Source organism: Nocardiopsis kunsanensis DSM 44524, assembly GCF_000340965.1.
Lineage (GTDB): Bacteria > Actinomycetota > Actinomycetes > Streptosporangiales > Streptosporangiaceae > Nocardiopsis > Nocardiopsis kunsanensis.
On the sequence record NZ_ANAY01000031.1, the window covers coordinates 72,132 to 84,572 of the forward strand.

Sequence of the window (12,441 nt, forward strand, 5' to 3'; positions counted from 1 at the left end):
AGACCCGGGGGGCGCCACCGCACGCGGTGGCGCCCCCTCATGAGCCGGCCCGGGCCGACCGCGGCAGGTCAGTCGGCCTGCGGTTCCACCAACCGGCTCGGGTTGCCCACATGGGAGACGTAGAGGGCGTCACGGGCCCGGGTGCAGGCCATGAACAGCAGCATCCGCTCCTGCTGCACCACCTGCTCCAGAGCCACCTGGTCGCCCTCGGCCGCCTCGATCGCGGCCTTGGGCGGCAGCAGGTGGTCGCTGACCCCCACCAACGCCACGCACCGGAACTCCAGGCCCTTGAGCCCGTGCATGGTGCCCACCCGCACGGCTTCGGCCCGGCCGGAGGTCTCCAGGGACACGGTCGGTGTCCCGTCGGCCTCCAATTCCTTGGCCACCTTGCGCGCGACCCACTGGTTGCGTCCGGCGACCGCGATCGTGTCGGGGTTCACCCCTGCCGCCAGCCACTTCCGCACCCGGTGGCCCAGGGCCCGCACCTCCCCGCGCGGATCGGCGCACTCACGCACCATCGGCTCCGGTCCGTGCAGCACCGACCGGTGACCGGTGGGAAGGCCGGACCCGCCGTCCGTGCCGGGTCCCGTGTGCTGCTCCAGGATCGGCACCGCCCGGTCGAGGATCTCCTGGGTGATGCGGTGGGCGACCCGCAGCCGGTGACCGCGCCCGCGCACGTTGATGCCCAGTGAGGCGAGCGAGACCCGGTCGTCGGACACCTGCTGGTGCGGGTCACCGACCACGAACAGGTCGTCGGGGCCCTCGGGCACGGCCGCGCGCAGCATGCGCCACTGGGTCGGGTGCAGGTCCTGGAACTCGGCGACGACCACGTGCTGGAAGAGCGGCTCTCCGCGGTCCAGGACGTGTGCGGCCTCCGCTGCCAGCTGCGAGGGGATCCACACGCCCTCGACCCGCATGGCGCCCACGTAGCGGTGCACGGTCTCCCACACCTGGCGGCGGTGTTCGGGTGCGAGGTGCTGCACCCGGCCGCTGCGCTCGCACCGGATGTAGTCGGACAGGGAACGCAGGTCCTGGGCCAGGACGACCTGCTCCCACTCGTCGACGAGGAAACGCCCGGAGAAGGGCAGGCCGTCGGCCAGAGCCGCCTTCCGCCAGCGCTGGGCGAGCTCGTCGCGGTCGGCCGTCTGCGGGGCGGCCCGGGTGTGCGAACGCACCACCGAGTGAGCCACCGCGTCGATGGTGGACACCCGCACGCGGGCACGGGTGTCCGGGTCGGGCAGGAGTTGGTCGAGGCGGTCGGACAGGGCCTGGGCCAGCGTGCGGTTGTAGGTGGTGAGCAGTACCGATTCGCGCACCCTCTCGGGGTACGCGGAGGCGTGGCGCGCGGCCAGGTGGGCTGCGCGGTGCACTGCCAGGACGGTCTTACCGGTGCCGGGGCCTCCGGTGACCCGTACGGAGCCCTTGTGGTGGGCCTCGGCGAGACGGTGCTGGTCGGGGTGGAGCGTGATCCGCCACCGGTCGAAGGGGGCCGAGAGCGCGTCGGAGAGCTCGGGCGGGCCGGTGGGGGTGAGGTCGGCCGGCTCGGGCTCCAGGGCTTCGGGGCGCAGGCCGCGGGCGAACTCGAGTGCTTGTGTGTGCGGGCGCACGGTGAGCAGCCGGTAGTGGTCGCCGTGGTCGGGCACGACGACACCGGACCAGTCGGGGGCCACGCCGACGAGCCGCACACCGGGGTCGGTCGCGCCCGGGACGGGGGCCGTCTCCGGGAGCTGCCCGGAGCTGTAGGCGCGCATCACGGACAGGGTGCCGAGCTGGACGTCCGGTGTCAGGTGATTGAAGTCGCTGAGGAACGCCGGGGCGATCGCGAGGGCGGACACGTGTGTTTTCCTCCGGTCGTCGACCTGGGAGCGAGGTGTGTGACCTCGCGTCTTCACTGCTCATCGTGCTCGCGGCCGATTTCCGGCAAACGCTGCGAGAAAGGACTTCGGCGGCATCTCCCGGAAGGCTCGTGTTCCCATTGTATCCGCAGGTCAAATGGGGTCTTCCGTAGCTGTGTTCGAGGGGAGTCCCGAGGTTTCTCCGAGGGGCTCGCGCGACCTGCGGTTTTGCAGCAAGGTCTGGTGTCCGAATCAACGGTTATGGGGTGTCCGGAACACGTGGACCCAGGGGTGCAAGAACTGGCGGCGTGCGGAGCGAAGGGAGGAGGGGTGTGTTCGACGGGCTCTGGCGAGGGAGGGCCGAAAAGGGCATGGAGGCAGGCGCGGGGTTTCTCACCCCGTGGCCACAATAGGACACGCTCTGTGCCTGGAGGGGGGGCGTTGCGCGATCGTGGGCACGAGGGTTCACGTGCCCGACCCGTCAGGCTCAGGACCCTGCCGGGGTCCGTCCTACCCCGGCAGAGTCCTCAGCCCCGCCGTCGGATCCGGCGCAGCACTGTAGAGAAGCGGTGTACCCGCGCCGGGCCCGGCCCAAAGCGTCGGTAAAGGCGGAGTTTCCGGCAACCGACCCGGGTGTTCTAGGCTGAAGGGGACAGAACGCGGGACCGAGAGGACAGTCGAGGACAGTGGCCCCCGAGGACAACAGTCGCATGCGAGTCTCCGACGCCGACCGCGACCAGGTTGCCGAGACCCTCCGTGAAGCCGCCGCCGAGGGCCGCATCACCCTCGACGAGCTCGACGACCGACTGGAACGCACCTACGCCTCCCAGGTCTACGCCGACTTCGAACCCATCGTCGCCGACCTGCCCCCCACCCACGGTTCCGACCTCGCCCGGACCCCGGACACCGCCGCACCGGCCGGCGCCGGACAGTCCGGTGACGCACTGGTCATCAACGCCAAGGGCGAGACCACGGTGCGCAAAGGCACCTGGGAGGTCCCCGCCCGGGTCGAGGCCAACGCACGGTGGGGCACCTGCAAGCTCGACCTGCGGGAGGCCCGCCTGACCTCCCCGGTCACCGAGATCCGGATCGACGTCACCGGGGGCAGCGGCGGCATCATCCTGCCCGACGGGGCCACCGCCCACGTCGACGTCGACTCCTCCTGGTTCGGCACCCTCAAGAGCCAGGTCGACACCATCCGCAAACAAGGGGTCCCGCACTTCGTCATCACCGGCGAGGCCAAGGGCGGCAGCCTCACGGTGCGCTACAAGCGCTCCTCCGGGTTCCTCGGCATCTTCGACGTCTGACCCCGCACCCCCGCACCCCACGGCACGCCCCGCGTGCCCCGAGACGAACCGAAAGGCGGCCCCAGTGGGAGCCTGGATCGCGGTCGGCGCGGCAGTGGTCTGCGCCCTCCTCCCCCTGGCCTGGATCCGGACGGCCGCCCTGGGCCGTGTGCACCCCGTCGACAGCGTCCCGGAACGGCCCGTCGCCGTCGTCCTCGGCGCCGCCGCTTGGCCCGACGGCCCCTCACCGCTCCTGGCCCGGCGCCTCGACCTGGCCGTGGCCCTGTACCGGGAAGGACGGGTCGGACGCGTCGTCGTCTCCGGGGACAACCGCGAGTCCTCGCTCCGGGAGACCGACACCATGACCGCCTACCTCGTCGACCACGGCGTCCCCGCCGACCGTATCGAGGCCGACCGGTACGGCTACCGCACCTGGGACACGTGCGTGCGTGTGCGCGACCTCTACGGGGTGCGCGCGGCCGTCATGGTCACCCAGGCCTTCCACCTGCCGCGCACCATCGCTCTGGCCCGCACCGCCGGTATCGACGCAGTCGGGGTCGGGGACCGGAGCATGGGGGCCCGCCGCCGCTCCACCGTGATCGGCCATGCCCGCGAGGTCGGCGCCTCGGTCAAGGCCCTGCGCGACGCCCTGCTGCGGCCCGCACCCGCCCACACCGGGGTCTGAGGGAGCGGACGGCGACGCAGCGGCCCGCGCCCGAGGGGCCGGCCCGCGCACTCCCCGAGCTCTGCGGAGGCAGCCCGCCGGCACCCGGACCCGGGAAGCACCTGCTCGCGGTTCGCAACCCGCGCCCGGAGCGGGATAATCGGGGCCATGAACGCCACCACCGGAAACGACGCCAACGACGTCCCCAGCGGGGCACACGGCGTGGACTGGGCCGCCCTGGCCCCCGAGGACGCAGACCGCATCCCCGAGCTGCTCGGCCGGCTCGCGAGCAGCGACGCCGCCGTCTCCGACCTCCACGACATCATCCACTTCCCCGCACCCGGGCACCGGGCCGCACCCGAGGCCGTCGACTTCCTCGTCGACATCGCCTGCGCCGGGACCACCCCGGCCACCGACCGCTACCGTCCCCTGAGCCTGCTGCTCGAACTGGTCAGCGCGCACGCCGAGGACCGTTTCCCCGAGGCCCGCGACCTCGACCAGTGGCGTGACGAGGTCGCCTGGGCCACCGCCAACGAAGCCGACAAGGTCCGCGAGCAGTACCGCGAATGGGCCCGGGAGGCGCCGGACGAGCAGCACTACCAGCGCATGCGCAACCGGCTCGCCGTCATGGAGCACGACGACGGAGCCGCGCTGCTCCGGGCCGAGCTCGACACCTACCTCGCCGTGTGCGCCCGCGTACCCGACCTCGTCGAACTGCTCAAGAACAGCGCCGACCGCGGAGGCATGGACCGCGCCGGCGAGTGGGTGAGCTACGTGCTGGGCTTCCTGCCCTCGGAGTCCGAGCGCATCGTCTCCGAGATCACCGGTGCCTCCCACGTCCTCCTGGCCAAGGACCTGCGCCCCACCCCGCAACAGCCCACCAGCTTCCGCGAGGCCCTGAACCAGGCCAGGGACAGCGGCGAACCCCTGCCCGCCGAACTGTTCGCCCTGGGGCTGCTCGCCGACCCCGCCGACATCGACACCGGGATCGGCCTCACCCACCAGATGGCCGGCGGGAACCTGTACAACTCCTACGCCGCCTCGGTCGCCATGGTGCTCATCCACGGCGAGAACACCCCGCGCGAGGCGCTGCGCCGCATCGGCCGCGGCGGAGGCACCAACATGGGCTACGAAGGGCTCTTCAACGAGTCGTGGCCCCACTGCGGCAACCGCTCCCCGCAGGTGCTGGGCTTCCTCGCCCTCGGCCGGGCCGGCGAACGCGCCCGCCGTCTGCGCCTGGACATCCTCCCCGGGCTCATCAAGGGCGAGGAGGACTCGCGCGCGCTCGTCACCGGTGTGGGCCTGGAACTCGTCCTGGGCCCGCGGTCCAAGGAACACACCACCGAGGAACACGCGAGCACCGACTACGAGGAGGAGACCCTCAAGGTCCTGTGGAGCATCGCCGAGCTGCCCGCCTCCGCATGGCAGGACGAGGAGTTCCTCGCGACCCTGCGTGCCTGGGCACTGCCCGACAACGCCGAGGACTACTGCGCCCTGATGGGCGTGGAAACCGAACCGGAGGAGCCTGCCGAGGAGCCCGAGCCCGCCCCGCAGGCCGGCCCCGCCGTGCCCGAGCGTCCCCAGGGGCTGCTGGGCCGACTCTTCGGCGGAGGCCGCTGAGCCGGTTCCGGCGGACCACGGCCCCACGCGGCCGGCACACCGCCCGTGCCCGCCGCGTGGGGCCGGCCCCACGCGGCGGGGGAGAGGTCAGCGGTCGGCGAGCGCCTCGTCCACACCGGTCTCCCGGTCACCGAGCAGTGTCGGGTCCGGGGTGAACCAGGCCGTCACCGCCGCGTCCAGAGCGGCAGGGACCTCCCGCACCCAGCCATGGACCGTGCCCGTGCTGCGCTCGCCCATCAGCGACTCGCCCACACCCACCGCGTCGATCCCGGCGGCCCGGCACAACCGCACCGCACGCGGCACGTGGAAGTCCTGCGAGACGACCGTGGCCTCCCGCACCCCGAAGACCTCCGCCGCCCGCGAGCAGGTGTCCCACGTGGAAAAACCCGCGTGGTCGCCGACCACGTGCTCCTCGGGAACCCCCGCCTCGATCAGGTACGCGGCCATGGTGTCGGTCTCGTTGTAGTGCTCGTCCCCGTTGTCGCCACTGACCAGAACGGCCTCGACGCTCCCGTTCCCGTAGAGCTCCGCGGCCATGTCGAGGCGGTGGGAGAGCATCCGGCTCGGGAGACCGTCCGCGCGCACCCCCGCGCCCAGCACCACGGCCACGGGGCGGTCCGGCACGTCCGCGACCGTGTAGCGGTGCTCCGCCGTGGTGTACGACTGCCGGACGAACGCGAGGACACACAACACGGCGACGGATGCACACAAGACCGCCGCGGAGCCCAGCACCAGCCGGGTACGGACAGGACGGCGGGAAGAAGAGTCAGGATCGGTCACACCCCGGTGGACGCTCGGCACCGGGGAGAGGTTCCTGGCCGGATCCGGCAACCGTGCTGCGGGCACGATCCACACACGGCTAAGGTCGCCGACATGCCCCACGAGTCACCGAGATCCCCCGCCCCCCGGAAGATCGACGCCCTACAGCCACGGCTGCGAGCCCTGACCGACCTCGTCCCCGGCCTCATGAGGGACCTGGTCGGGATGCACGACTACGACGGGGTCGTCGCAGACCTCTCGCCCGAAGGGGTCGAGGCCGGGATGCGCCGCCTCGACGCCGAGGCGGTCCACCCCTACGAAGACCCCCACGACGAGGCCCACGCCACAGCTTTCGAGGACGGACTGCGCCTGAACAATCTCGAGCTGGAGGAGTACCGCTCCAACCCGCTCCCGCACGTGGCGGAGATGGACCTGTCCGGCTACGAGCGCGAGTACGCCCCGCGTGAACAGCGCGACCGTGCCCGGGCGCAGCACGTGCGCCAGTGGCCGCGGCTGGTCGACAACGCACTCGGGTCCCTGGACCGGGTGTCCGCTCCCATCGCGCGCTCCCTCATGGGAGCGGTCGAGGGTGTGGGCGCCGACCTCCCCGCCGACCTGCCCGCAGACGACAGGAAGGCCGCGCTGGAGGCACACGCACGGCTGGTCGCCCACGTACGCAAGGCTGCCGAGGAAGGCCCCGCGGAAGCCGCTCTGGGCGCGGACCGGCTCTCCCGGCTCATGGGGGTCCCGGACGCCGCACACGTGGACCTGTCGGTGCTCGCCCGCCGCGCCGACGAGGAACGCGACCGCCTGCTCGAGGGCCTGGCCCGGGCGACCGCACGCCTGGCCCCGGGACGCGATCCCATGGAGGTCACCCGCGAACTCACCGCACGCGCACCCTCCGCCGACCGGGTGCTGGAGGCGGCCCGCCACTGGACCCGCCTGGCACGCGACTTCACCGCCGAGCGCGGCCTGGTGCCCGACGACAACGGGGAGTGCCGGGTCGAGTCCTCACCCGAGTCGCAACGCTGGGCCACCGCGATGATGGCAGGCGGCGGACCCTGGGAGGACGCCGGCCCGTCGTACTACTACATCCCCCCGCCACAGCCCTCCTGGACAGCGCAGGAGAGCGCCGAATGGCTCGAGATGTTCAGCCACACGACCCTGCCCGCGGTCAGCGTGCACGAGGTCGCACCGGGACACTTCTCGCACTGGCGGTCCATGCGGGCCTTGAGGAACCCCGTGCGTGCCGCACTGCACTCGATGACCTTCGCGGAAGGGTGGGCGCACTACGCGGAGGAGATGCTCCTGGAGGAGGGCTTCGGTGACTACGCGGCCGAGCGCGTGGCCGGCGCCGACTTCCTCGACGGGTACACGTGGACCCCGGCCCACTACGAGATCGGCGTGTACGTGGAGGCCCTGATCCGGGTCACCCGCCTGTCGGTGGCCATCGCCATGCACACCGGCGGCGCGAACGTCGCCGAGGGTGCCGCACGCTTCGAGACCGACACCCCGCTGCGCGGGCCCGCTGCCCGCGCCGAGGCACAACGCGCCACCTTCGACCCCACCTACGGCCGCTACACGTGGGGCAAGCTCGAGATCCTCGCCGTGCGTGAACGGGCCCGCCGCGCCTGGGGAGAAGGGTTCTCCCTCGCGCGCTTCCACCGCGCCCTGCTCTCCCTGGGCTCGCCCCCCATCGGCCTGCTCGGCACCGCCGTCGAGCGCGGCTGACCCGCGCACAAGCGGGTCCCGCGAGCCGGGCCGTGGGACCTCCGGCGGGTGCGTGCACGGCGCGGCCCCGGCCGCGCCGTGCACCCGGGTCAGGCGTGGGGCTCCTGCCCCGGGACACCGAGCGCCGACAGGGCCGCGCGCACACGACCCTGGGCCCGGTCCAGCTCACGCGCTGCACGGTCTGCGTCCACCTCGGCCAACAGCGACACCAGGGCGGTACGGGTGTCACCTTCCGCAGCGGTCAGCGCGCGGGCACACTCGTCCTTCCCGAGCCCCGTGGCCTGGGTCAGGATCGTCACGACGCGGCCGCGCAGCTTCCCGTTCGTGGCGTCCACACCGACCATCAGGTTCGAGAACGTACGCCCCATCCGCACCATGACCGCAGTGGAGAACGAGTTCAGCGCCAGCTTCTGCGCGCTCCCGGCCTTCATACGTGTGGAACCGGCGATGACCTCCGCGCCCGTCGCGACCCCCACGTGCACGTCCACCCCCTCGGCCAGGGGCGCGTCCGGGTTGGCGCTGATGAGCGCGGTCCGGGCCGAACGCTCCCGTGCCGCCTCCAGAGCGCCCCCCACGTACGGCGTGCGCCCGCTCGCGGCCAGCCCGACCACCAGGGACCCCGGCTCGACACCGGCGGCGTCCGCGCGTCCGCTCTCCCAGTCGTCCTCCACACCCTCCACGGCACGCTGGACGGCGTCGTTGCCGCCGGCGTGGTGCGCCACCACCCACTCGGGCGGCACACCGTAGGTGGGGGGCAGCTCCGCCGCGTCCTGGGTCGCGATCCGCCCCGAGGTCCCGGCGCCGAAGTAGTGGATGGCGGTACCGTTCTCCAGAGCCGCCACTCCCAGTTCCACGGCCCGCGCCAGCTCCGGCAGGACCGCGCCCACCGCACGCGGGACGGTCGTGTCCTCGGCGTTGATCTCGCGCAGGATGCCCAACGCCGGGAGCAGGTCGATGTCGTAGGTGCCCGAGTTGCGCTCCTCGGTGGGCGCGCGCACGATGACGGTCTCGTTCCCGGCCGCCGTGCCGCCCCCGTTACGCGACGGGATCTCGCCCTCGTCCACAGCCCTCTCCTCTTCGGTCCGCACCCGGGTGCTCCCTTACTCTTCCGTGCCGCCTCGGCGGCGTCTGCGATCGTCGTTCATCCGGAGTCCGCGGACCGCCTCGTAGGTCGTCTCCAGAGCGGTGCGGCTGTCGGTGTAGCGGATCTGGGCGAGCCCGACGAACAGGCAGTCGACCACCGTCAGCTGCGCCAGCCGGCTCGCGGTGGCACCCGAACGGAACGTGGTCTCGCGGGCCGCAGTGGTCAGCACGTGGTCGGCGAACCCGATGGGTGAGCGGGGGAAGTTGGTGATCGCCACGGTCTTCGCGCCGCGCCGCCCCGCTTCCGTCAACGCCTGCACGGTGTCCAGGGTCGCCCCGCTGTGGGAGATGCCGATCGCCACGTCGTCCCCGCCCAGCACCGCGGCGCTGGTGAGCATCACGTGCGCGTCCGACCACGCGAACGAGGTCAACCCGATCCGGTGCAGTTTCTGCTGCAGATCGGCCCCCACGAACGCGCTCGCGCCCACCCCGTACACGTCCACGCGCCGTGCCCCCGCCATGGCGTCGATGACCGCGCGCAGTTCCCCGACGTCGAGGGCGGCGCCGGTCTCCTCCACGGCCTTGGCGTCGGTGTAGGCGATCTTGTGCACGACCGAGGCGAGGGTGTCGTCGGGGTTGATGTCACTGGAGGGCTCGGCCGTGGAGGACCGCGCCCCGCGCGCCTGCCCGGCCTCGGTGGCCAGCGCCAGGCGCAGTTCGCGGTATCCGCTGAAGTCGATCGTGCGGCAGAAGCGGATGACGGTGGCCTCGGAGGTGGCGCAGTCCTTGGCGAGCTGGGTGATGGACGAGGCCGCGGCCCGTTCGGGGTCGTCGACGATGCGCTGTGCGACGCGGCGCTCGGCAGGGGCCAGGGACGGCAACAGGGAACGGATCCGCAGGACCGTCGTGGGCACCGGGGACGAGGACACCTGTGAGGCCTCTTCGTGTCCGTCGGGCGGTTTCGGAATTTGCGCCATGGAGGAAAGTTTCTTTCGGTCGTGGTGCAGAGTCAACGCGGTGGGGGGAAAATTCGGGAGAATCCAGGATTCCAAGTGCGACTCCGTGCGGCAAGTGCCCCCGATGCGTTGCGTCGCCCCAGCTCACCGGGCACGCTGGTCACCGAAGGCGCCACGGGTCGGTGCGAACACACCCGGGAGCGCCGTGCAGGGGGGATGTGGAGTGTCGTTGGGCGGCCGGGCCGAGCCGCGGGTACGCGTGGGGCTGCTGGGCCGTCTCACCGTCGAGGCCGGGGGAGAACCTCTGCTGCTGCGCGGGAACAAACGTCGTGCGTTGCTCGCGACCCTGCTGCTGCGCGCGGGACACACGGTGTCGGCCGAGGTCCTCGCCGACCGCATGTGGGGACGGAACACGCAGGGCAAGGACCGGCGGGGCGCCCTCCAAGTACACGTGGCCCGCTTGCGCGCGCTGTTCACCGAGAAGCTCGGTGCGCCGTTCGTGCTGGGCGACGACGGCGGATACCGGGTCGAACTCCTGGAACAGGAGTGCGACCTGTTGCGACTGCGCTCCCTGGTGCGCGCCGCCCGCGACGCCGCACGGGAGGGCGACCACCGTACGTGCACCGACCTCTACGCCCGCTCCTTGGAACTGTGGCGCGGGCCGGTCCTGGTGGACGTGCACGGGCACACGCTGCACGAGGAGGAGATCGCCCCGATCACCGAGGAACTCCTGGACGTGGCAGAGGAAGGATGCGCCGCCGCCCTGGCCCTGGGCGACGACGAACGGGTGGCCGTGCGGATCCGCGACATCACCGCCGACCATCCCGAACGCGAACCCCTGGCCCGGATGCGGATGGCGGCGCTCCACCGCTGCGGCCGACGGAGCGAGGCCCTGCGTGTGTACGAGCGGACCCGCAGGGCGCTCGCCGAGCGGCAGGGTGCCGAGCCCGGGGGTGAACTGTGTTCGGTCTACCGTGCGGTGCTGCTGGACGACCCCGGAAGCGGGGGAGACCGGACCACCGGACGGGCGGACACCGGCCCCGGCCCCGAGGCGTACGGCAACACGGCCCTCGAATCCTCGGGGGCCGGCTCCGGGGGACCGGTCGCGGACACGCGCCGGCCGTCCACCGTTCCCCGACCGCGCTCCTTCGGACGGCGCCTACCCCTCGTGTGCACGCCCGCCACAGCCCCCAGGTGCGCGTGTGGACACGGGTACGTTCCTCTCCCCGCTCACGAGGGCGTTCCCGGACCGGCCGCGCCGCACCTCCCGGAGCCGCGGTCCACGCCACCGGTACCGTCCGTGCTCCCCGCGGACCCCGGGCCGGTGATCGGGCGCAACGCAGCACTGGCCGACCTCGACCGGCTCGCCGACCCCTACGGCGACCGCCCCCGCCCCGTCCTCCTGCGCGGCCCTGTGGGAACCGGCACGAGCGCGCTCGCACTGCACTGGGCACATTCGGTCCTCGACGCCTTCCCGGACGGCCAGCTCTACGTCGACCTGCGCGGCCCGGACGGCGTCCCGCGGAGACCGGGAGAGGTCCAGCGCCGGCTCCTGCGCGTTCTCGACCCCGGGACCGCGGACCGTCCGCCCCGCGACACCGAGGAGGGTGCGGCCCGGATCCGCGGGGCCCTCGCCGGGCGGCGCGTCCTGGTACTGCTCGACCACGCCCGGTCCGGGGAGCAGGTCCGCCGGCTGCTCCCCGGACCCGGGTGTGCGGCCGTGGTGGTCAGCCGGTCCTGGCTCACCGACCTCCTGGTGCGCGACGGGGTCCGGGCCACGGAGGTCGGGCCGCTCGGGGCCGGTGACGCAGCACTCCTGCTCGCCACCCTCCTGGACCGGGGTCCAGGGCCGGACCTGCACGCTCTGGCCCAGGTCTGCGGGGGCCTCCCCCTGGCCCTGCGCATGGCGGTGGCATGGCTGCGCACCCGCCCAGGACACACCGTGTCCGACCTGGTGCGTGCGGTTGAGGGGGTGGACCCGGCGCAGGCTCGTACCCCGGTGGCCCGAATGGCCTCCGTCATGCACGCCGGGCCCGTGGCGGGCCGTCGCGACCGCGGGGAAGTACCGGCCGCTCCCGGCTCGCCCGGGCAGAGTGTGGGGGACACGTCTTACGTCTGGCTTTCATCCGGGTGACGCGGACACCGATGGGTCGGCCGAGGTCGTGCGCAGACCAGGAACAGGGACCGCGGGCCCAAGAGGGACGCCGAATCGGTCGGATCTTCTCGGAGGGGTCCTCACCGCTCATGTGAGTCGCTAGTCTCAGGTCCATGGCACAGAACAACGAACCCAACCCTGACCCGGCGGGCACCACCCAGCACTTCCGCCGTTTCGTCGATGAGAACCCGGAGCCGGACGAGTCCGCTCGCCGCCCGATCCTGCCGCTGGTCCTGGCCGGTGTGGGGGCCGTGCTCGCTGTCGGCATCGTCGTCGCGCTGGTCCTGGCCTTCTCCTAGTGCCGTGGCCGGGAACGTTCACCCGGGTGAGTGATCGATGCCAGGGTTGACCG

The 12,441-nt window shown here is 72.5% G+C and carries 10 protein-coding genes; 6 read left to right on the forward strand and 4 right to left on the reverse strand.

Translation table 11 applies throughout. The features are described from left to right. Window positions 1–68: 68 nt before the first annotated feature. The gene (locus D456_RS0118220) at window positions 69–1,835 is read right to left on the reverse strand and encodes a UvrD-helicase domain-containing protein (RefSeq protein ID WP_017577619.1); all 1,767 of its coding nucleotides are present in this window, start codon (window positions 1,833–1,835) and stop codon (window positions 69–71) included. Window positions 1,836–2,545: 710 nt separating this feature from the next. Here D456_RS0118220 and D456_RS0118225 point away from each other — a divergent pair. The 3 genes from D456_RS0118225 to D456_RS0118235 all read left to right on the forward strand — a co-directional run bounded on the left by D456_RS0118225 (window position 2,546) and on the right by D456_RS0118235 (window position 5,405). Next, the gene (locus D456_RS0118225; RefSeq protein WP_017577620.1) at window positions 2,546–3,142 is read left to right on the forward strand and encodes a DUF1707 SHOCT-like domain-containing protein; all 597 of its coding nucleotides are present in this window, start codon (window positions 2,546–2,548) and stop codon (window positions 3,140–3,142) included. 64 nt (window positions 3,143–3,206) lie between these two features. Next, window positions 3,207–3,806 (forward strand): SanA/YdcF family protein, encoded by a 600-nt coding sequence (locus D456_RS0118230; protein ID WP_017577621.1) that lies wholly within the window; start codon window positions 3,207–3,209, stop codon window positions 3,804–3,806. Window positions 3,807–3,953: 147 nt separating this feature from the next. Beyond that, window positions 3,954–5,405 (forward strand): hypothetical protein, encoded by a 1,452-nt coding sequence (locus tag D456_RS0118235; protein WP_017577622.1) that lies wholly within the window; start codon window positions 3,954–3,956, stop codon window positions 5,403–5,405. 87 nt (window positions 5,406–5,492) lie between these two features. Here D456_RS0118235 and D456_RS0118240 read toward each other — a convergent pair whose 3' ends face one another. Continuing rightward, window positions 5,493–6,185, reverse strand: a complete 693-nt coding sequence (locus D456_RS0118240) for a SanA/YdcF family protein (RefSeq protein WP_026115993.1) — start codon at window positions 6,183–6,185, stop codon at window positions 5,493–5,495. A gap of 93 nt (window positions 6,186–6,278) precedes the next feature. On the opposite strand from D456_RS0118240, the gene D456_RS0118245 reads away from it, so the two are divergent. Continuing rightward, on the forward strand, window positions 6,279–7,895 hold the full coding sequence (locus D456_RS0118245) for a DUF885 family protein (protein ID WP_017577624.1): 1,617 nt from the start codon (window positions 6,279–6,281) through the stop codon (window positions 7,893–7,895). A gap of 89 nt (window positions 7,896–7,984) precedes the next feature. Here the strand turns inward: D456_RS0118245 and D456_RS0118250 are convergent, their stop codons facing one another. Both D456_RS0118250 and D456_RS0118255 read right to left on the reverse strand, forming a co-directional pair. Continuing rightward, window positions 7,985–8,983, reverse strand: coding sequence for an N-acetylmuramic acid 6-phosphate etherase (locus D456_RS0118250; protein WP_026115994.1), 999 nt, complete (start codon window positions 8,981–8,983; stop codon window positions 7,985–7,987). A gap of 12 nt (window positions 8,984–8,995) precedes the next feature. Continuing rightward, window positions 8,996–9,955 (reverse strand): MurR/RpiR family transcriptional regulator, encoded by a 960-nt coding sequence (locus tag D456_RS0118255; protein ID WP_026115995.1) that lies wholly within the window; start codon window positions 9,953–9,955, stop codon window positions 8,996–8,998. A 202-nt stretch (window positions 9,956–10,157) separates the two neighbouring features. On the opposite strand from D456_RS0118255, the gene D456_RS24470 reads away from it, so the two are divergent. After that, window positions 10,158–12,068, forward strand: a complete 1,911-nt coding sequence (locus D456_RS24470; RefSeq protein WP_152442609.1) for an AfsR/SARP family transcriptional regulator — start codon at window positions 10,158–10,160, stop codon at window positions 12,066–12,068. 134 nt (window positions 12,069–12,202) lie between these two features. Next, window positions 12,203–12,388, forward strand: a complete 186-nt coding sequence (locus D456_RS0118265) for a hypothetical protein (protein WP_017577628.1) — start codon at window positions 12,203–12,205, stop codon at window positions 12,386–12,388. The last annotated feature ends 53 nt before the right edge of the window (window positions 12,389–12,441 follow it).